This is a genomic window from Algibacter agarivorans, from assembly GCF_039543245.1.
Taxonomy (GTDB): domain Bacteria; phylum Bacteroidota; class Bacteroidia; order Flavobacteriales; family Flavobacteriaceae; genus Algibacter_G; species Algibacter_G agarivorans.
This window is the reverse complement of the sequence record NZ_BAABJJ010000029.1, coordinates 86,395-107,136: the sequence shown is the minus strand read 5'-3', so window position 1 is coordinate 107,136 and position 20,742 is coordinate 86,395. Positions and strand designations below refer to the sequence as shown.

16 protein-coding genes are annotated in these 20,742 nt (G+C 32.2%); 8 read left to right on the top strand and 8 right to left on the bottom strand.

Annotation, left to right across the window (positions count from 1 at the left end; all coding sequences use genetic code 11):
• Nucleotides 1-4 precede the first annotated feature (4 nt).
• The gene (locus ABD935_RS09815) at nucleotides 5-1,723 is read left to right on the top strand and encodes a sensor histidine kinase (protein WP_345191797.1); all 1,719 of its coding nucleotides are present in this window, start codon (nucleotides 5-7) and stop codon (nucleotides 1,721-1,723) included.
• A gap of 95 nt (nucleotides 1,724-1,818) precedes the next feature.
• Here ABD935_RS09815 and ABD935_RS09810 read toward each other — a convergent pair whose 3' ends face one another.
• Nucleotides 1,819-2,196 (bottom strand): arsenate reductase family protein, encoded by a 378-nt coding sequence (locus ABD935_RS09810; RefSeq protein WP_345191795.1) that lies wholly within the window; start codon nucleotides 2,194-2,196, stop codon nucleotides 1,819-1,821.
• A 300-nt stretch (nucleotides 2,197-2,496) separates the two neighbouring features.
• Between ABD935_RS09810 and ABD935_RS09805 the strand changes: the two genes are divergently transcribed.
• From ABD935_RS09805 to ABD935_RS09795, 3 genes are all read left to right on the top strand, one after another.
• A complete protein-coding gene (locus ABD935_RS09805) occupies nucleotides 2,497-3,372 on the top strand; it encodes a universal stress protein (protein WP_345191794.1) in 876 nt (291 codons plus the stop codon).
• Nucleotides 3,373-4,062: 690 nt separating this feature from the next.
• Nucleotides 4,063-5,583 (top strand): cytochrome c biogenesis ResB family protein, encoded by a 1,521-nt coding sequence (locus ABD935_RS09800; RefSeq protein WP_345191792.1) that lies wholly within the window; start codon nucleotides 4,063-4,065, stop codon nucleotides 5,581-5,583.
• Nucleotides 5,584-5,684: 101 nt separating this feature from the next.
• A complete protein-coding gene (locus ABD935_RS09795) occupies nucleotides 5,685-7,199 on the top strand; it encodes a cytochrome c biogenesis protein (protein WP_345191790.1) in 1,515 nt (504 codons plus the stop codon).
• On the opposite strand, the gene ABD935_RS09790 is transcribed toward ABD935_RS09795, so the two are convergent.
• Genes ABD935_RS09790 through ABD935_RS09765 form a run of 6 tightly spaced genes read right to left on the bottom strand, consistent with a single transcriptional unit; the run spans nucleotide 7,192 to nucleotide 14,802 of the window.
• The gene (locus ABD935_RS09790) at nucleotides 7,192-7,995 is read right to left on the bottom strand and encodes a hypothetical protein (protein WP_345191788.1); all 804 of its coding nucleotides are present in this window, start codon (nucleotides 7,993-7,995) and stop codon (nucleotides 7,192-7,194) included. The genes ABD935_RS09795 and ABD935_RS09790 overlap by 8 nt on opposite strands.
• Nucleotides 7,996-7,999: 4 nt before the next feature.
• Nucleotides 8,000-9,580, bottom strand: coding sequence for a hypothetical protein (locus tag ABD935_RS09785; protein WP_345191786.1), 1,581 nt, complete (start codon nucleotides 9,578-9,580; stop codon nucleotides 8,000-8,002).
• A gap of 51 nt (nucleotides 9,581-9,631) precedes the next feature.
• Nucleotides 9,632-10,858 (bottom strand): hypothetical protein, encoded by a 1,227-nt coding sequence (locus tag ABD935_RS09780; protein ID WP_345191785.1) that lies wholly within the window; start codon nucleotides 10,856-10,858, stop codon nucleotides 9,632-9,634.
• Nucleotides 10,837-12,672, bottom strand: coding sequence for a cytochrome c3 family protein (locus ABD935_RS09775; protein WP_345191784.1), 1,836 nt, complete (start codon nucleotides 12,670-12,672; stop codon nucleotides 10,837-10,839). The genes ABD935_RS09780 and ABD935_RS09775 overlap by 22 nt, the downstream gene beginning before the upstream one ends.
• 7 nt (nucleotides 12,673-12,679) lie before the next feature.
• Nucleotides 12,680-14,029, bottom strand: a complete 1,350-nt coding sequence (locus ABD935_RS09770; RefSeq protein WP_345191783.1) for an NAD(P)-binding domain-containing protein — start codon at nucleotides 14,027-14,029, stop codon at nucleotides 12,680-12,682.
• Nucleotides 14,017-14,802 carry a hypothetical protein gene (locus ABD935_RS09765; RefSeq protein ID WP_345191782.1) on the bottom strand — a complete coding sequence of 262 codons (786 nt, stop codon included), beginning with the start codon at nucleotides 14,800-14,802 and terminating at the stop codon, nucleotides 14,017-14,019. The genes ABD935_RS09770 and ABD935_RS09765 overlap by 13 nt, the downstream gene beginning before the upstream one ends.
• Before the next feature lie 284 nt (nucleotides 14,803-15,086).
• Between ABD935_RS09765 and ABD935_RS09760 the strand changes: the two genes are divergently transcribed.
• Nucleotides 15,087-15,572: a hypothetical protein gene (locus tag ABD935_RS09760; RefSeq protein WP_345191780.1), complete on the top strand. Its 486-nt coding sequence runs from the start codon at nucleotides 15,087-15,089 to the stop codon at nucleotides 15,570-15,572.
• Nucleotides 15,573-15,601: 29 nt separating this feature from the next.
• Here ABD935_RS09760 and ABD935_RS09755 read toward each other — a convergent pair whose 3' ends face one another.
• A complete protein-coding gene (locus tag ABD935_RS09755) occupies nucleotides 15,602-16,693 on the bottom strand; it encodes a hypothetical protein (protein ID WP_345191779.1) in 1,092 nt (363 codons plus the stop codon).
• Nucleotides 16,694-16,764: 71 nt separating this feature from the next.
• Here ABD935_RS09755 and ABD935_RS09750 point away from each other — a divergent pair, with 71 nt between their 5' ends.
• Genes ABD935_RS09750 through ABD935_RS09740 form a run of 3 tightly spaced genes read left to right on the top strand, consistent with a single transcriptional unit; the run spans nucleotide 16,765 to nucleotide 20,733 of the window.
• Nucleotides 16,765-17,316, top strand: a complete 552-nt coding sequence (locus ABD935_RS09750; protein WP_345191777.1) for an RNA polymerase sigma factor — start codon at nucleotides 16,765-16,767, stop codon at nucleotides 17,314-17,316.
• A 17-nt stretch (nucleotides 17,317-17,333) separates the two neighbouring features.
• Nucleotides 17,334-18,245 (top strand): FecR family protein, encoded by a 912-nt coding sequence (locus tag ABD935_RS09745; RefSeq protein WP_345191776.1) that lies wholly within the window; start codon nucleotides 17,334-17,336, stop codon nucleotides 18,243-18,245.
• Nucleotides 18,238-20,733, top strand: a complete 2,496-nt coding sequence (locus ABD935_RS09740; protein ID WP_345191774.1) for a TonB-dependent receptor plug domain-containing protein — start codon at nucleotides 18,238-18,240, stop codon at nucleotides 20,731-20,733. The genes ABD935_RS09745 and ABD935_RS09740 overlap by 8 nt, the downstream gene beginning before the upstream one ends.
• The last annotated feature ends 9 nt before the right edge of the window (nucleotides 20,734-20,742 follow it).

The window sequence follows — 20,742 nt, the reverse complement described above, 5'->3', positions numbered from 1 at the left end:
AGAAATGTCTAGTGCTGATGAACATAATTTACGTGCTAAGGCAGAAGCCAAAATTAGAGCACGATCTCATGCCATTCAAAACCTTACCTTAGAGGAATCTAAATCCTTGCTTCACGAATTAGAGGTGCATCAGGTCGAGCTCGAAATGCAAAATGAAGAGCTACGAGAAGCTCAGCACAGGTTGGAGGAAGTCCGTGATCAATACACAGATTTATTTGATTTTGCACCAATTGGCTACTTGGTATTAACTGAAAAGGTAATTATTAGAAACATCAACCTTACCGCCTGTGCTTTACTTGGTATAGAGCGTTCTTTTATTATCGGGAAACCATTTTCTGCATATATTTCAAATGGCGAATCGCGCACATTATTTTTAAATTTACGTAAAGCCTTTAAAACTGGTGTATTGCCTTCTTTTGAAATTGAAATGAAACACAAAAGCAAAGGTAATTTTACGGCCTTACTACAAGGCATAATCACAATAGATCAAAAAACGAATAATACAGTTTGCAGAGTGTCATTAATAGATATTACAGAGCTCAAAAAAGCCGAAATTTTACAACTACAACACAAAAGCTTACAAAAGGAAAAACAAAAAATACAAGAATACCTTAATCTGGCACCTGTAGTTTTTCTCTTGATAGATACAGATTATAAGGTGCAGATGATCAATAAAAAAGGATGTGACCTTTTAAGATATGAAAATCCAGAAATATTAGGAAAGCATTGGTTTGACCACTTTATAAGTTTTACAGATATCAATGGAACAACTGTTACGCAGCAACACATAAAGAATGAAAAAGGACTGCTAAATCCGTGTTTTGAAAGCTTATTAAAATGCCGTAACAATGAAATGCGTTTAATGTCCTGGACCAATGTAACGCTATTAGATGACAATAATAAACCTATTGGAACTCTAATTGCAGGTGAAGATATTACAGAACGAAAAAAGTTAGAATCGCGACAACAAAAATATACAGAAGAATTAGAAGACATAGTTGCAGAGCGTACTGAAGAATTAAAAGAAGCGTTACAACAAGAAAAAATTATTAGCGAAATGAAAAGTGCCTTTGTTTCTATGGCTTCACATGAGTTTCGCACACCGCTTACCAGTATTCTTTCCTCAACGATATTAATCGAAAAATATAATGATTTAAAAGAAAATACCAAAGTAGGAAAACATGTTGAACGTATCAAATCATCTGTAAATCAGTTAACAAACATCCTTGAAGACTTTCTTTCTATGGAAAAATTGGAACGTGGCATTGTTACAACTAGTAAAGAAACCTTTGATTTGAAAGCATTTATTTTTGACACAATTGAAGAATGTAATTGGATGCTTAAAGAAACACAAAACATTAATTATATTCAAAAAAGTCCTATAGAAGTTTTTATGGATAAAAAGATTTTACGAAATGTACTGTTAAATCTAATTTCTAATGCTACAAAATATTCACAAACCGATGTAGAAATTAGAGCTTCTTTAAATAAGGACATATTAAATATAGACATTGAAGATAAAGGTATTGGTATACCTGAAAATGAACATAAGCATCTTTTTACAAAATTTTTCAGAGCAAAAAATGTTACCAACATTCAAGGAACCGGTCTTGGTTTAAGCATTGTAAAACACTATGTTGACTTACTTGAAGGCACTATTGCTTTTTCTAGTAAACTAGGTGAAGGCAGTACCTTTAAATTAATGCTTCCTTTACATACATAATACCAATTCTGTATTGCGGACTTGCAACAAAAAAGTGGACTTTTAGTTGAGAGTTTTAAAAAGGCGAGTATTCTAAACTCAAAAAAGCTGTCCCCTTATATTTTAATAATATCGGTAGGCGTTTCCACTAGAATGGTTATATCTCCTCGTAATGCAATAGGTTGTTTCATAATATCGGGATTGTGTTGTATCATCTTAATCCAATCCTCAGAAGAAAAATTATGATGTTCAAAGCGCGATTTATAAGAAGGATGTTCTTGATTGACCAAATCTTTTATCTCTAAGTGCAGTCGGTCAGCTAATTCGGCTATCTGAGTTCCCGTAAGAGGAGTTTTTAAAATGTCAATGTCTCGAATAGGTAGCCCTTCTGCTTTAGCATAAGCCAATGCCTGTTTTGCTCTTACAGATTTAGAGCTGTAAAAGAACGTGATTTGTCTGTCTGAAGTGGCTATTTCTCCCATAATATTTAGCATTAAACTAATTATTTATTTTGATGTGCTTCGCGATTGGTCATCGGGTTTTTATCTAAAGTACAACAGAGTTCAGGATAGTTTTTTAATGTTATGAGTAAGTTTGAGATTTCTGTTTAGATGTACATTGTTTTACTTATTCACTTTAAGCGCTATTCTGCATCAAAAACATATTCACCATTAAGTCCTTTTCTATAATTATATAAGACAAAAATAATTTAGGAGGTCTAATAATGAAATGACCTAGGTCATTTAGCTCCTTGGTTTCGGGTTATAACTTTGTTTTATTGAAATAATAAAAAGATGAAAAAAATCTTATGCGCTACCGATTATTCTAGTAATTCAATTACTGCTTTAAAGTATGCTTACGGCATCAGTAAAAACCTGAATGCCAAACTCTTCGTAACTCACATATTTGACTACCCGACAATATTGCTAACGGACGTAGAAGAACCTTTTCCAGATATTGAAGCAGATGCTTACAGAGAGCACAATGCTAAACTTAAGAAATTCTGTTCTAAGCATTTAGGAGCTAACTTAGGTGAAAGGAATGTGATCATGGAGGCTGTAGAAGATAAATCTGTGGTTAATGGTATTGTTTCTAAAGCTGATGAAATTCGTGCCTTTATGATTGTTGTAGGAATGAAAGGCAGCAATTTATTAAAAGATCTCATTATGGGCAATACTACAAAGAAGCTCATTGACAAGGCGCACTGTTTGGTATTGGCAGTCCCTGAATATGCCAGCTACGAACAGATTAACACCATTGTTTATGCTACAGACTATGAAGCAGATGCAGATATTGAAGTTATTCAAAAAATTGCAGGAATCGCACAAGCCTTTGATGCTACAATACATGTGGTTCATATCTCTACAAAAAAAGAGTATGCGGGAGAATCACAAATGGCATGGTTTAAAGCCATGCTAAAAGAGAAGGTGGATTATGAAAAAATAACGTTTGAAATTATATTCTCAGAAGCCATTTATGAGTCTCTTAGAATATATCTAGGAGATATTGGAGCCGATTTAGTAGTTATGCTCGAAAGAGAAAAGAGAGGAATTCTCAGAAAATGGTTCCACCAGGATTTAGTAAAAAAACTAGAAGGCTATGGTAGGATTCCGTTAATGAGCTTTAACGAAAACAACTTTGGAATGTTTCATTTCCTAAACCTTAAATGATTTAAACAGCTATAACAATGTCAAGAAGAATATATAGAATATTGATAGTGATCTCTATAGCATTGGGTGTTTATTTATATACCATCAAAGAGACTCACACTAAAATGTTTCTAATTGTAATTTCAAGTCTCGTTTTTATGCTTTTAAATATGGGCATTCACGGTTTGATTGCGCACTCATTAAAACCCAGTGTAAAGGGAGATGTTATTGCATATCCACTTTTAATAAGAGCACTTTGGGCGGTCTTGTTTTTCTTATTTGTGTTTTTTATCCTTCCCGTTTTCTGTCCTAATTTTCTATTAAACTTTAAGTAGTATTAGAATTCAAGTACTTAGGCACTTTATACCAAATAAGCTTCAAAGTGATGGGTTAAATTCGTTTCTATTTTCTATTTACTTGGTTATAAAATTATTCTGCGTAATCTTATTGGGTTAGTTGTTTATATAATGAACTCATTTAAACTTTTTTGATTGAAGCGAAAAATAGAAGTTTTTTTGCTCAATTGAAGACTTTTTTGAACTGCATAGCATCGTTACGGAGTTATAAAAAGACAAAAAGTGAGTGAAAAATATCATTTTACAGCCAATTAAAAAAAGTTTAAATGAGTTCATTAAGAGTACTGTGCAAACCAAGGATGTTATCTTCCAAATATTGCTTAGTCATAACAAGAATCCTAATTAGTTGGTATTTATGAATATACAATTTGCCCCAATAACTAAATACTTTAAGCTTTTTTTTAACACACAAGCTGCTGGTCTCTATGTGTTATTATTTGCTATTTCCATAGCGGTTGCAACTTTTATCGAAAATGATTTTGGTACAAGTGCTGCTCAAAAGGTCATCTTTAAAGCGTGGTGGTTTGAATTACTTCTTCTTTTATTTAGCATTTCAATTGTAGTTAACATCTTTAAGTTTAGAATGATATCACAAAAAAAGTGGTCACTATTACTTTTTCATTCGGCAATCATTGTTATTTTTTTAGGAGCAGGAATAACAAGATATTTCGGATTTGAAGGTATGATGCATATTCGAGAAAATACAGCTTCAAATAACTTCTTATCTTCCAATACCTATTTAAAATTTAAGGTTAAAAAGGATGGAGAAACTTACAACTTTAATGAACCTGTACTTTTTGCTTCTTTGGGCAATAATAACTGGCAAGAATCATACTTGATTGATGGTGATTTAATAAACGTTAAAGTAAAAGCCTATATACCAAATCCAAAGCAAACATTGACCTCTACAGAATCTGGCTTGCCAACGCTCAAAATTGTTGTAGCAGGAATGAATGGTAGAGAAGAATACTTTATCAGCAAAGGACAAACCAAGCGTATTAGAAATGTTATATATAATTTCAAGAATACTGAATTAACAGGAGCTATTAACATTGTTTATTCTAAAGATTCCTTACGATTTAAAACAAATAAACCTTTAACCCAAATGGTGATGGCTACTCAAAAAAGAGACACCATATTCCCAACTCATACTTATAGCTTATTAAAACTACGTTCTTTATATTCTGATGGGATGAATAATTTTGTATTTTCTGAATTTAACAAAAAAGCTAAAATCATTTTAGAATCGGAATCGGTTAAAGTAAAAAATGAAAGTGTTACTGCACTAACTATGGATGTTTCTGTAAACGGAACTGTTCAAGAAACGACAGTTTATGGAAGTCGAGGCATGTCAGGAAGACCACAAATGGTAAATTTTGACGATATTGATATTGCTGTTTCGTATGGATCAAAGGATATTCATTTACCGTTTTCAATTCATTTAAAAAAATTCATTCTAGATAAATATCCAGGAACCAATAGTGCTTCCTCTTACGCAAGTGAAGTGGTTTTGTTAGATGAAAGGAATGACACAAAAATGGACTTCAGAATCTTTATGAATAATATCTTAAACTATGAAGGGTATCGTTTTTTTCAGTCTTCTTTTGATAAAGATGAAAAAGGCACATACTTAAGTGTAAATAATGATTATTGGGGAACTCTAATTTCTTACATAGGTTATGCCTTATTAACTATTGGTTTAATCATGGTGTTTTTTAGTAAAAACACCAGATTTCATCAAGTGTTACAAAAAATTAAAAAGATTAGAGCTAAAAGTGGTACGTTTATTTTAATATTGCTCATACAATTACATCAAGCTCAATTTCTGCCCAAACTCATGACCATAGTTTACATCAAGACCAAGATGCTTACTTAGCTCATACTGTTAGCAAGGAACATGCAGACACCTTTAGCGAACTTGCAGTTCAAGATTTTAAAGGGCGCATGAAACCTATTCATACTTTGTCTAGGGAAATTATGCGAAAAATACATCGTAAGGAAAGTATCGACGGGTTGAGTGCAGACCAAATATTATTGAGCATGTTTGCAAATAGTCGTGATTGGCATAACGTTAAAATTATTAAACTCGGTAATCACAAAAAAATATTAGACCAATTACGTGTAAATACAAATTATGCTTCTTATCGAGATTTCTTTGGTGAAAAAGGCATTTATAAATTACAAACTGAAGTACGAAGAGTTTACGACCTTAACCCAAAAGATAGAGGTGTTTATGAAAAAGAATTGTTAAAAATTGATGAACGGCTTAATATTTTAAGCATGGCTTTTTCTGGGAGCTTGCTTAAAATAATTCCTATAAAAAACGATGCCAATAATACATGGATTGCTCGACATAATCATGGTAATGATAGTCACGAGAGTCATGTTGCTATCAACTTTTTTAATGCTTATGGTAATGCACTTAAAACAGCAATTCAAACCAATGATTATACAGACGCGAACAATTTATTAAACGAACTTAAAGGGTATCAAATTAAAAATGGTAGTGCTATTTTACCCTCATCAACAAAAATTAATGCAGAGATATTTCTTAATAATTTCAACGTTTTCAATCGTTTGGCAAGTTTTTACTTTATTCTAAGTCTGACCTTTTTATTGTTTTTATTCTTATCCATTTTTAAACCTAATACCAAACTAAAAACCATATATAAAATACTCATTACACTTGTTGTTTTAGGCTTTGTTGCTCATACTATTGGTCTTTGTTTACGTTGGTATGTTTCTGGAAGAGCACCTTGGAGCAATGGTTATGAATCCATGATTTACATTGCATGGACCACTACCCTAGCTGGCGTTATTTTTACTAGAAAATCCTTTGGTGGATTGGCAGCAACTATGGTATTAGCATCCACAATACTTATGGTATCCATGCTTAGTTTTCTCGATCCAGAAATCACGCCTTTAGTACCCGTTTTAAAATCGTATTGGTTAACTATCCATGTATCCTTAGAAGCTGGTAGTTATGGATTTTTAATGTTGGGAGCTATTATCGGTTTAATAAATTTAATATTGATGATTTTCATTACTAATGCAAACAAAGAGCGGGTTAAAAGAATTGTTACTGAAATGTCATATATAAGTGAATTAACGATTTTTGGTGGCTTAGTTATGGTTAGTGTAGGCACCTTTTTAGGTGGTATTTGGGCTAATGAATCATGGGGACGCTATTGGGGTTGGGATGCTAAAGAGACCTGGGCACTAGTTACCATTCTTGTATACGCTTTTATATTGCACATGCGCATTATTCCAAAACTAACAGGTTTATTTGTTTATAATGTGTCTACTATTTTTGGATTGGCAACGGTTATAATGACGTATTATGGTGTAAACTATTATTTATCAGGATTACATTCTTATGCCACAGGCGATCCAGCACCTATTCCAAAATGGATATACATCGTCGTAGCATGCATCATTGTAATAAGTGTACTAGCATATCTAAAAAAGAGAAAGCATAAAATAATTACTTAATAACAACGCCATTCTCTAAAATCAAATCGTATTTATAACCCGCACCAAAATCTTTATTTAAGGTTACGAGTGCTTTTATGGTAAGTGCTGAACCTTCAGGAACAAACGCATCTGATGTTACTACAAGGTCGAAATCATCTTTACTACCATCTTTCAAATGAATCCAATTTCTATTCATAATACCTGCATTAATCTTAGTACAAATACCATTTAATTGAATGGTCTTGCCGTCATATTTTTTTGGGTTCTTCACTAAATCTGCAATGCTAACAGAACCTTTATCTATTACAACCTTATCGGTGTGAGTTTCAATAGCTACTTTTGTAGGCGTGTTTTGTTTTATCACTGTATAATCACTTGTGCCAATTTTTCCTGAATTATTGGCATGATTTTCAGGAACGAGATTAGTTACTAAATACACCGTTTCAAAAACCCGATTATACTCTTTACTTTCAAAATTTGTTTTTAGCAATCCACCCCTATACAAATACGTTTCGCCAACTTTTACGTCTGTTTTTCCAGTAGCAATCCAAAACTTTTTATCGCCTTCGGAAACATTGAGATACACATATTTTTTTGTGGGCAACACTTCATTTACTATCACTTTATGAAATTCTGATGAAGGTGTCTTATTAAAGTCTACACTTTGGTTTGATGGTGATTCACTAAATATTCCTGAAGACGTTTTTGAGCTATTATCTTCTACAGTAGGACTAATAACTTTGGGATTGTTGTTACAAGCAGTTATTATTATAAATAATGGAGTAATGACTGAAAATTTAATGATGTGATTCATAATTTTATTTTTTTCGTTTTCTAAAAAAGCGTTTTATAATTCGTGTATTTATTCTAAAATTATCTTCTTGATTATAGGTTGAATATTCTCCTGAAAGGCTTATTATTAATGACCTATCCAAATAATAAGACAAGTACGTACCCACATAATGTTGACTAAATTCTGGTACGTTTGTGGTGTATTTGTAATTCACAAATCGATAATAAAAATCAGCATTCAATCTATCGTCCATAAATTGTCTAGAATATCTTAATGATGCTATATTACTATCTAAATAGTTAGATGAATTCATGTTATAAGTTAAAGACATTCTACCGTCTATTGGTAAATTAGAAAAACTAACAAACCCATAGATATTATCGGATTTATTTTGACTGTTACTTTGAAACCGTTTACTATAACTAAAACCTGTAAACACACTCTTAAATGGTTTTATATTAATTCTAGCTCTAATACCTTGTCTTGCTATATCTTCGTCCAAAATTTCTTCAATATCAGTTTCATAAGTCTTATAATAAATAATTCGTTTTCTTGAATCGTATGATAATGCTAGGTTAACTTTTCTATTAAAACGGTATCGCGCCGAAACATACAAATTAGTCAATCTAGGGCTGTTACTTATAGAATCATTAACCTTATTAAATATATCTAGTTCCGCAGTCGCAAAAAGGTTTAGTTTTTTATTTATGGTACTAGAATGTTGAAAATACGTAAATCGTCTATCCAAATCGCTATTATTTCGTTGTTCAGCAATCCCTAATGTAGTTTGCGAATGAAGGTTTTCACTATCTGTCAATCTACCAACATAAGCACCATATTGCAATAAGTCTGGATTAAATCCATAATCAAAAATATCTGGTCTGAATCCAGCTATGGCACCAACATAATTCTTACCGAAAAACTTTTCAGCCTGTAAACCATCAATAGCGCCAAGTGATGATATTTTATAGTTAATTTTTCTACCTGCAGTAATTGATAAGGTTGAATCAACATCGTACCGCACAGCCAAATTAAACACCCTTAAATAGTTATCGTTACTCAAACTATTAGTTTCACTAGAATTTATATTATATCTATAATTAAGATAGGTATCCACTGAAAAATTAGAATGGTTAATATGATTAGCGTTTATGGAGAGTCGTGTCATCAATCGATGACGGTCATCTCTAACTTCTGAAACTGTACTATAACTTGAAGCAGATAATCGCGCCCTAATATCTTCAGAATAAGTTTTTTTTGAGTTTTTTGATATCGCTTTTATCGAGTCATTATAACTTATTCCAATGTTTTCTACTACAGCTTCTTCTTCAATTACCCGCTCTTTAATACTTTTAATTAAGTAAGTCACTATCATGCCTTTTTCAATTACACAATCCCCTATTTTAACTGAAACCACCGAGTTTGAAGACTTGTTGTTAACCAATAAACAAGGCACATTATCAATAGTCTTTAAGGTATCTCCTACTTTAATCATAGCTGTATTATCAAACTTCACATATACATTTTTAGATGTTATAAAAGTTATTTTTCCCTTTAAAGGAACCTTAGTTTCTTGTCCATAAATAAGAGAGCACGTCATTATCATAGTCAATATGAAAATATTCTTAATAGTCATAATAGGTTAAGTTCTCTAATATTAAGGGTTTGGATGGCATGTTACACATGCACTACTTTCATACACATATCCATTAACCTCACTATGGTCATTATCTACTTTACTTTGATTATTATGTTCATGACAATTGAGACAATTATATACTGAATAATCATTTGCATTATTATGACAATCAACACAATCATTCCATTCTCCTCGATGTTTACCACTATCAATTGGGAAATACTGCCCATCGTGATCAAAAATTGCAGGTGTCCATCCCGGATTGGTGGTATGACAAGCCACACAGTCTGTTGGGAAATGGGCTGCAGTGTGGTTTGGGTTATTTGTGTTATCGTAATCTGTTTGATGACAAGTTACACAATTAGGGTCGGCATCTGAATAATTTGAAGTTGTATGGCATTGTGTACAATCCTGTATATCATGTCCCAATGTTAATGGAAAAAAGTCATGATTTATTGTTGCTGGTGTCCATCCAGGATTGGTAGTATGGCACGATACACAATCTGTTGAAAAACCAATATTTCTATGTTGAGGATTTAACGTACCATCATAATCAGGTTGATGACAAGTTACACAATTAGGGTCGGCATCCGAAAAAGTCCCTGTGGTATGACATTGTTTACAATCCAAATTATCGTGTCCTAAGGTCAATGGAAAAAAATCATGGTCTCCAATATTATCTGAATCCCATCCATTACCAACAGGGTTATGGCACTCTAAACAATTTGTCGAAAAATTAGTGTGATCTGGACTCTTAGCCGCCATAAAATCTTCTCTATGGCAACTTATACAATCGTTTCCTATGTTATCAAATCTTAAATTCGTTTCAGAAAAATGGCAGTCTACACAACTTAAACTACCATGCGAACCAACTAAAGGGAAACCATTTTCTTCATGAATCTCAGGAACATTATCCACTAACCAAGTATTGGATGTATGGCATCTAACACAATCATTCCCAACAGATGCACTATGGATATCATTATGACAAGAAGCACATTGATTTGGAGTTCCTTTAAAAACTAGTGTTTCATGGCAAGCTTTACAATCCGTTTGAGTATGGGCTCCTTCTAATTTGAAATCTGTTTTATTATGATTAAATCGCATTAAATAGATATCCAATTCCCAGCCCGAAGGATTATGACATTGATTACAACTCACCTTTAACTCATCACCATGAGGTGTTTGAGCAAAAGTAGATGTAAATATCAAAACCAATAAAATTATTGATGACAGTCTATACATTCTAATTTATTTAATTTATAAATTATTTCTTCTTTACCGTTTACCGTAGTGCTGGTATGACAAGCTCTACAATCAACTTCAGTGTGCTTACCTTCTAGAGAGAAATTTGTGGTATCATGGTCAAAATTTTCAGGTATCCAACTTGTCGTTACATGGCACCTTACGCAATCTGTTACACCATTAATGGCGAATGTGTTTTCATGAACGTTATCATGACACGCAATACAATCTGTTTCTAAATTGGTGAACTTTTGAATTATTTCATTTTTATTATTTTCACTTTCGGTGAAATGGCAGTCACGACAAGCTACCTGTTGATGTTTGCCTTCAAGTGCCCAATCTGTTTTTGAATGGTCAAACGAATTGATACTAGACCATGTATCATTTATATGACATGCCGTGCAATCTTGTTTCGGATAAAATGTAACTGATATGTAATTTTCGTGAATATCATTATGGCAATCCACACATTTTGAACCCAGTTCTCTAAATGTCCACCTATCCTTTTCTTCACTCACATGACAAGCATAACAAGGTGTTGCGACATGTGCACCTTTGAGAGGGAAATCAGTTTCTTGATGTTGATCTAGAGTATATAAACTATAATCAAACCCTTCTTGTAAAGAATGACATTCAATACAATCTGGTGATATGTTATTGACTGCAAACTCGCCTTGGTGATAATCATCATGACATTTATTACAAGCCGAAAAATCAATGGCCATAGTGAAGCGCCCTTTGTGGCATTTTTTACAATCTACTTGAAGATGCTTACCTTCTAATGGATAATCAGTAACACTATGGTCAAAATTCTTTATTTCCTTTATTGACAAAAAGCTTGTCTCTCTATGGCATTTAGCGCAATCAAGTCCAAATTTACCTTCATGAACATCGTCATGACATTTCACACAGTTATTCTCATTAGTCCTCAAATTATCTTGAAATACCAATAATGGGTTGTCCGATTCTTTATGACAGCTAAAGCAATCTACTTCATTATGCTTTCCATTTAAAGTGAAATTAGTCGTATTATGATTGAAAGTATCACCTCCAAAAAATAAACTAAAATCATCTTCTTTATGACATGATTTACAATCTCCCGGAAGTTTGCGTTCATGAGGATCTTCATGACAGGACACACAATCTTCAAAAGCTAAACCAGCAAATTCTTGAAACTCTTTTCCGTTTCTAGTAGTTTCTTTGTGGCATTCAATACATTCTAAATCTTTATGCTTTCCTTTTAACGCAAATTCTGCATCATTATGATTAAAATTTGAAGCAGGTCTAAATTCTTTAAAATCATGACATTGCACACAATCAGCAGAAAGCGTTTCTTGATGAAAATCGTCATGACAGGCTAAACACTCTTGGTCTAAACCCAAAAATGTATGCTTCTTTTTTTTAATTTCGATATTTTGAATATTATCTGGCATATGACATTCTCTACAATCTACTGTGGCGTGTTTGCCTTCTAATTCGTAACCTGTTTCTTCATGATTAAAACTATCTTCATCAAGGTGAATCATATCAAATTTTCTCCCGTGATGGTCGCTATGGCATTTGAAACAATCTTGTTTTATAACTTTTACTTGTCCATGCAATCCTTCCTTTTTGTTTATGAGCGTTTGAATCTCTTTATGGCATTCTAAACATTTTCTATCTAAAACTTTTTCACCCAATTCATGGCATTGTGTACAATTACTCATGCCTTCTAATTCCTTATGTGCTTCAGATAAATCTCCAGGAGATATCTGCCCATAACTTATTGTTACTGAAAAGACCACAATTGCTATATGTACAATTAAATTTTTCAAGTATGGGTTAATGACTTTTTATGGTATATCCAAAGCGTTTGGTTATTTGTACACCTGCTTTTTCTAAAAAGCTGGTGGGCAATTCTCCACCAGCAAAAATGTATACCAAATCGTTTGCTAATTGTTTTGTTTCGCCATTTTCATCAATCTTAAGTAACACATCATTTTCGTTAATTGATGCCACATTAGAATTATATATAACATTGAGAGAGGCATCATTAATAGCCTCATGTACCTTTTCTCTATTTTTAGGTTTTAATCTGGCAAACTTGTCTTTTCTATAAGACAAAGTTGTTTCATTTTCATTTTTTAAAAGTAATGCCGATTCAATGGCTGAATCTCCTCCGCCAACAACTAATATTTTTTTATTTTGAATGTTTTCTGGTTCTAATAATCGATACGCTACTTTAGTAGAATCTTCACCAGGAACATTTAATTTTCTTGGACTTCCTCGTTTTCCTACCGCTAATAAGACATTATTACATACATATTCTTCGTTTGTATTTGTAATAACTTTAAAGGTTTTATCTTCAGTAGGAATAATGCTTTCTACTTTTGTATGCTCTTTAATTTCAATATCATGTGCTGAAATTACTTTTTTCCATAATTGCAGCAATTCATCTTTTGAAGTGTTAAATAGCTTCGCTTTTCCGTACAATGGTAAATCCATAGGTGCGGTCATTACTATTTTAGACCTTGGGAACGTATAAACTGTTCCACCCAAAGAATCTTGTTCTAAAGTCACACTGCTTAAACCATGTTCTTTTGCTGCCAGTGTAGCTGATATTCCTGCTGGTCCTGCTCCAATAATGACCACATCTACAACACCTTCTTTAGATGACTTTTTACTTTTAATCATGTTTTCAATAGCCTGTTGCCCCTGCTCTACGCTGTTTTTAATAAGCCCCATGCCACCTAACTCTCCAGCTATGTATATACCCTTAAAATTAGTTTCGAAAGTTTCGCTTACATGGGGCAAATCAACACCTCTACTTTCCGTTCCAATTTTTAGCGTAATAGCCTCAACAGGACAAGCATGAAAACAAGCGCCATGACCAATACAATTAGCTGTATTAATTACGGTTGCTACGCCATCAATAATCCCTAAAATATCTTTTTCTGGACATGCTGTTATGCAAGCGCCACTGCCAATACAAAAATTAAGATTGATGTGCGGATATAATGAAACAGGCTCAAACAGACCTTCTTCTTTGGCTAATTCTACCTTTTGTTCAACAACAACAGATTCTACCTTTTTCTTCCTCAAATAAAAAAAGACGGTTGTTGCACAAAGCATAAATACCGTACCGTAAACTAATATTTGTTCTATAAGTACTTCTCCCATTAGAATATCCATTTATAACCAAAAGCAACTGTAATTGCTATGTGAATAATTACAATAACCAGCATTATTAAAGCAAACGGCAAATGTGCCACATGCCAGTATTTGAGTAACCTTTGCATGGTTTCCAAACGTGCTATTTTGCCCGAAAGCCTCATGTCGTCTCTGACCAATTTTAATATGTATTTTTGGTCGTTTATTGGTAGTTTTTTAAGACCTAATTCTTTTTTTAATTGCCTTACATTTTTATAAGATGTATTTTCTGCATTAGTCACATTTTCAATGACTTGTAATGTTTGATTATTAATATTAAATTTTTCATCTAAAACAGCCCCTAAATCTGTTTTTAGGTTTTTCACTTCCCTTAATGTCAATGCTCTACCCTCTATAGTTCTAGGGATTTGCATGTAAATAAATCGTCCAACAACCCCACTCAACACAACCGCTACCATGCTCCAAAAAGCAATGGACACAATACCTCCAAACTTAAAAGCTGTATGAAATAAAATAAGAATTGGTCCTAGTGTACATAAAAAAATATGAAACTCTAATAAGTACTTTAGGCGGATTTTCTTTGATAAAAAATTATATCGTTTTCTGGCTATATAAATAGAAACACCAAATAATATCATTAGTGTACCAATAATACCTAAACCTTGACCATAAATCCCACTAGGTTTAAACCAAGTATGACGTAGGTGATAAAATCGTTCTTCTAACGGCGTGATATAATATGTGTAACCTGTGTACGCAAGATATGCTGTTGCAATTACAGTAATTACAACCATTACTGTTATATATAGATTGTGAAGGGATCTTGTCAAAATATTATATATTAATCAGTTAGTTTTTAACTCCTAGAGTTAATCTTTATTTATATAACAACTGAACTAAAAGTTTTACGTGAAGAATTTATATTTTTTTAAAAAAAATTGGAGTGTTTTGTGTAAAATGGAGATTTATGTTGTTTTATTACTAAAAGGTATAAAATTATACAATTTCACAAAATTCTCTCTTGCCCAAAATCAACTACAATACCATGACTTAACCTTTTTAACTAAAAACTTGTATTATGATAAATGCCCTAAAAAATCAAAATATCACCTACACCGCTTTTGATAGTGATATTACATTTTATGCTTCTAAATCTTATTCAAGACAACCACTAAAGAATACGTTTCAAATTGAAGCTTCTATTGATGCCTACAACATTCAAATAGATATGTTCAAGAAAACTGACAAACCTGAAAAAGGTGTTATTAATTTCCAATCATTTCCCGAAATTCAATTTAGGGGCGAATTATTAGAATTTGATTATTCTGAATTATACGAAAATGAATCAACTGTAGTTTTAAAGGGAGGGATAAAAGTGCTTTGCAAGAAAAAACAAAAAACATTTTTAGGTAGTGTTAAAAGAATTGAAGATACAATCTACTTAAAAGCAAATCTCTCATTGAACCCTTATGAATTTGAATTTGAAAAAGTATTAAACTGTCAAAAACCACTACATTCCGCAAAAGCCATTTCGGTTGAAATTATGCTACATTTAAAAGCCTAAAAACACTATTCGTAAGTAGTTTAATTTAATTACGGACAATCCTGACGCAGTTTTATGTGGTCTTCCAGATTACGCAAATCCAATCGTGTGCCGTCATCTTCAGGATTTATTTCATGTAACCTCCAAATAGCACTAATTACTGAGAAATCTGCGAATTGTATTGATAGCCTTAAACCACTATTAGTACTTACTGTCCAACTACCATTAAAATCAGTATTTGAAGCATCTGTTGCTATGGCTGTACCATCTGCATTAAAAGTAAATCTATAGCCGTTAAATTGGTTTTCTATATGCTGTTCATCAACTTCAAATTCTTTAACCTCCCATTTACAGAGCATCAATAAATCTTTAAACTCTTGTTCTGAGGCACTAATGTTATCGTCTTCATCAGAATCATAATCATCATCTTCATCACAATCATCTATAGCATCTTCAATAGCATCTTCTAAATCATCCAAATTACCAATACTCAAAAATGTTCCATCAGAACCCGTTAATTCTATTGGAAAATTGATATTTACAATCAAATAGTCTTCAATATCATCTATAAATTCGTAAAATTCTTTATCAGTATATATCGTTTCAGAACCAAGTTCATCAATTAACGTATTGTAAGTTGTAACGGTAATTGGATAATTAAAATCAATACATTCAATATCGTCATCGTCTTCATTTTCATCAGGACAATTATTTCTATAACTGTTGAGTTCACTTTCGGAAACCACAAGCGATTCAGTAAAATTTTCTAATATAATAGTGATAGGAAACGTAATAACCAAGGTGTCTGTATCTGTGTCGCTATCATCAAAAATAGCTTCAATCGTATCAAAATCGTCTTCATTATTAACAGTAATCTGAAGACTATTAACAACTAGACTAACGGGAAGTTTTATAGTAATACAACTTGCTTTATCAATAATATTATCGATTGAGCCATCTTTAAGCGTAGTACGTTGCACCAAATTTGCAGCCACTGATGTAGGAACCAATGGCATTTCTTCTGGCACTTCCTCAAATCTGTATTCGTCTTTCCTGCAAGAAGATAAAACGATTAGGCACAATAGTACTAGAAATATTTTTAGGCTTAGTTTCACAACAACAATTTTAATAATTCGTTTCATATATATAACAACTAACTCAACAAAATTACATTTATATTTTTTTTTCTAAATTTAATGAATATTCAACTGCGATGCCCAAAGAAATTAAAAATCACATCTGCGAGGAAGAAACTTTTACAGGTATTTACTCTAAATACTCTAAAAGCCTGCACGATTTTTTATACTATAAATTTGGAGAATATTTAGACCCCAATGATAAAATGCAAGAAGCATTTATAAAACTGTGGGAAAATTGCAAAAAAGTTCCTCCAAGTTCTGCACGTGCGTTTCTTTTTAAAGTGGCTGGTAATATGATGTTAAATGATATCAAGCATAGAAAAGTAGTCCTACGCTATATTCAGACAAAACCAAAAGAATACACTAATGAAAGTCCTGAGTTTATTATGGAAGAAGCTCAATTTTTTGATAAATATCAAAAGGCATTGAGCAAACTACCTGAAGAGCAACGTATCACTTTTTTATTAAGTAAAGCAGATAAAAAACCGCATAAAGAAATTGCAGAAATGTTAGGAGTTACACGACGTGTTGTAGATAGCAGGGTTTATAACGCCTCGTTAAAACTTAAAGCCGAACTAGAAGAATTCAATAAGTTTTACGCAAAAAAGCCTTCTAAATTGTTATAGTAATAGAAGTACGAATTATGGAAAAAGAATCCTTAAATAAAAAATGGCTTGAAGGAAGGCTAACAGAAGAAGAACAAATTGCTTTTGATGTGATTGAAGACAATGAACTTTTAAAACAAATTATTGATAAAGCTCCTGCTTTTAGTGCCTCTAATTTTTCAGAAGTCCAAGATGTAGAAATCCTAAAAAGCAAAATAAAATCTAAAAACAACTTACTCAATAAGCGCAATTGGTTAGTACCAATGCTTAGAATTGCTAGTGTTTTTGTAATAGCATTTGGAATCTATTTCCTGTTCTTTTTTAATAATGCTATTAACATAGAAACTGCAATAGGAGAAAAAAGAATGGTTCAACTGCCAGATGCATCAGAAGTGATGCTAAATGCAGTTTCAGAAATTACATTTAATAAAAATACTTGGGCTGATAAAAGAGAGCTTATACTTGAAGGTGAAGCCTTTTTTAAAGTTGCTAAAGGCTCAACTTTTGATGTTGTTACCTCCATTGGAAAAGTAAGTGTTTTAGGAACTGAATTTAATGTTAAGCAACGTAAAAACCTGTTTGAAGTAAATTGTTTTGAAGGTCTGGTAGCTGTATCCTATAAAAAAGAAACTTTGAAATTATTACCGGGACATATTTATAGAATATTAAATGGTAAGATTTCATCTGATACCATATCGAATAAAGAAAAACCTTTTTGGATAAATCATACTAGTTATTTTAAGAAAGTGCCTTTTCATGAAGTTATTAAAGAGCTAGAAAGACAATACAAGGTTGTAATTACGGTTAATCAAAAAGACGAGAGTTTATTATTTACTGGTGGGTTTACTCATAAAAATTTAGAAGAAGCTTTAGAGTCAATAACCACTCCTCTAAAACTCGTTTATGATATGGAATCACCAACTAAAATTTCATTACATCATAGTGAATAAACTAATTTTTGTTATTGTTTTTCTTAGTCTTTCTCTTAATGCTCAGGTTCAACAGAAGAAAGTACCATTCGTTGAGGTCCTAGAATATTTAGAAAGCAAACACCCTTACCAATTCAATTATTTGTTTCAGACTATTGATGAGGTTTTAGTTTTTTATCCTCCAGAAAAGAGCTCTTTTGAAGATGCCATTGCTTTTTTAGAAAAACACACAGAACTTAATTTTTCCATTTTAAATGATTTTGTTTCAATAACTAATACCGATACTTTTTTTTTATGTGGCTACCTCAAAGATATTGAAACAAAATCTCCTATTGCTTTTGCTACCATACAAAGTAAAAACGCATCTGCCAGTAGTGATAAAAATGGATATTTTAAACTTGAGATTAAAAAGAAAAAAGAAACTATCATAATTCGTCATTTGGGGTATAAACGACTTAAAAGAGCTTTCCGCTTTTTCAATACAGAGACTTGTGGAACTATTTACTTGGTACCTGAAGTGGTAAAATTACAACAAGTGGTGCTTTCTAATTATTTGGCAGAAGGAATTAATAAACTATACAATAGTTCATTTCAAATAAATTTTTCAGAATTTGGAATTCTTCCAGGATTAATTGAAACAGATATTTTACAAACAGTACGAGCGCTACCAGGGATACATAGTGTTGACGAAACAGTATCTAACATAAACATTAGAGGTGGTAGTAATGATGAAAATTTACTGCTTTGGGATGGCATCAAAATGTATCAATCAGGACATTTTTTTGGGTTGATTTCTATTTTTAACCCGAAAATGACCGATAAAGCAATACTTACTAAAAACGGAACAAGTGTCCATCATTCAGATGGTGTTTCAGGAACAATCGAAATGCATTCCAGCGAGGATATTAATGATGATTTTAAAGGCAGTATCGGTGTTAATTTTTTGAATCTGGATGTTTTTGCAGACATTCCAATTAGTACGAATTCGTCATTACAAATATCTGCAAGAAAAGGGCTAAGTGATTTTTTTAAAACACCAACTTATAATTCTTATTTTGATAGAATTCAACAAGATTCCGAATTAGAAATGAACACGGAAGATGTCAATAACTCTAATATTGAATTCGACTTCTATGACACGGGGTTACGATGGCTGTACCAAATAGATGAAAAAAATCAATTTCGATTGAATTTATTAACAGTTAGCAACGAGCTTATTTTTGATGAAAATGCTACATTAAATGGAATTGATGAATCCCGCAGAAGTAGCCTTGTTCAAAATAGTTTTGGTGCTGGTTTATTTTATAAAAGAATTTGGACTACCAAATTTGAAACCGCTTTGCAAATCTACGAGACAGATTATAAGCTGAAAGCGATAAATGCCAATATTATACTAAACCAGCGTGCTTTACAAGAAAACAAAGTGTCTGAAACTGGAGTAAAACTAAATACGACATATAAAGTGAATGAGCAATTTTCGCTTTTAAATGGCTATCAATTTATTGAAACACAAGTCACTAATTTTGACGATGTAGATAACCCAGTATTTAGTTTATACGTTGTTGAAGTTTTGAGAACCCACGGCTTATATTCACAAATAAAATTCTTATCTGAACACAAAAAGAGTAGCATTACAGCAGGTATTCGTGCAAATTATATTCCTAAGTTAAATAAATACATTTTTGAACCACGCTTAAGTTTTAATCAAAAAATAAACCCTTATTTTAATCTTGAAATTCTTGGAGAATTTAAGCATCAAATCACATCCCAGATTATTAATTTTCAAAATGATTTTTTTGGTATTGAAAAACATCGATGGCAGTTATCTAACAACACTAATATTCCTGTAATACAAAGCAAACAGGTTTCTTTAGGATTACAATATAATCGTAATGGATGGCTAATAAATGGTGAGGGTTATTTTAAAAAAGTAGCCGGAATAACCACGCAAAGTCAGGGATTTCAAAATCAATATGTATTGGCAAGAACTGACGGTGACTATAAAGCATTTGGTTTCGATTTTTTGGCAAGAAAACAATTTGATAGTTTTAATATTTGGTTAAGTTATACTTATATGGACAATTATTATAATTTTGAAATGCTTCAGAATAATAACTTTCATACAAATTTTGACTTTACGAATGCTTTAACCTTGGGTACAACATATTCATTAAATGACTTTAAAATTTCTACTGGATTAAACTGGCATTCTGGAAAACCTACAACACGCCCTATCTCAGGCAATGAAATTAGTGGAGGTACTATAAATTACGAATCTGCAAACAGCAGTCGCTTAAAAGACTATACAAGAATTGATATATCTTCTACTTATCAATTTGATGTGAGCAAAAACACAAAAGCAAACATAGGCGCATCTATATGGAATCTGCTCAATCAAAAAAACAACTTAAACACATATTACCGTATCGACAATAATGATGGACTTGAACAAGTTTCGCAAGCTTCATTAGGTATAACACCTAATGTCAGTTTTAGGATTTCTTTTTAGCTTGAGGCT

What these genes read in the sequence shown, in the direction of transcription:
- ABD935_RS09750 (WP_345191777.1), top strand. Translation starts at nt 16,765, where the DNA reads ATGCCCAAAGAAATTAAAAATCACATCTGCGAGGAAGAAACTTTTACA.
- ABD935_RS09815 (WP_345191797.1), top strand. Translation starts at nt 5, where the DNA reads ATGTCTAGTGCTGATGAACATAATTTACGTGCTAAGGCAGAAGCCAAA.
- ABD935_RS09810 (WP_345191795.1), bottom strand. Translation starts at nt 2,196, where the DNA reads ATGCTAAATATTATGGGAGAAATAGCCACTTCAGACAGACAAATCACG.
- ABD935_RS09785 (WP_345191786.1), bottom strand. Translation starts at nt 9,580, where the DNA reads ATGATAATGACGTGCTCTCTTATTTATGGACAAGAAACTAAGGTTCCT.
- ABD935_RS09805 (WP_345191794.1), top strand. Translation starts at nt 2,497, where the DNA reads ATGAAAAAAATCTTATGCGCTACCGATTATTCTAGTAATTCAATTACT.
- ABD935_RS09760 (WP_345191780.1), top strand. Translation starts at nt 15,087, where the DNA reads ATGATAAATGCCCTAAAAAATCAAAATATCACCTACACCGCTTTTGAT.
- ABD935_RS09770 (WP_345191783.1), bottom strand. Translation starts at nt 14,029, where the DNA reads ATGGATATTCTAATGGGAGAAGTACTTATAGAACAAATATTAGTTTAC.
- ABD935_RS09780 (WP_345191785.1), bottom strand. Translation starts at nt 10,858, where the DNA reads ATGTATAGACTGTCATCAATAATTTTATTGGTTTTGATATTTACATCT.
- ABD935_RS09765 (WP_345191782.1), bottom strand. Translation starts at nt 14,802, where the DNA reads ATGGTTGTAATTACTGTAATTGCAACAGCATATCTTGCGTACACAGGT.
- ABD935_RS09795 (WP_345191790.1), top strand. Translation starts at nt 5,685, where the DNA reads ATGCGAAAAATACATCGTAAGGAAAGTATCGACGGGTTGAGTGCAGAC.
- ABD935_RS09790 (WP_345191788.1), bottom strand. Translation starts at nt 7,995, where the DNA reads ATGAATCACATCATTAAATTTTCAGTCATTACTCCATTATTTATAATA.
- ABD935_RS09755 (WP_345191779.1), bottom strand. Translation starts at nt 16,693, where the DNA reads ATGAAACGAATTATTAAAATTGTTGTTGTGAAACTAAGCCTAAAAATA.
- ABD935_RS09745 (WP_345191776.1), top strand. Translation starts at nt 17,334, where the DNA reads ATGGAAAAAGAATCCTTAAATAAAAAATGGCTTGAAGGAAGGCTAACA.
- ABD935_RS09800 (WP_345191792.1), top strand. Translation starts at nt 4,063, where the DNA reads ATGAATATACAATTTGCCCCAATAACTAAATACTTTAAGCTTTTTTTT.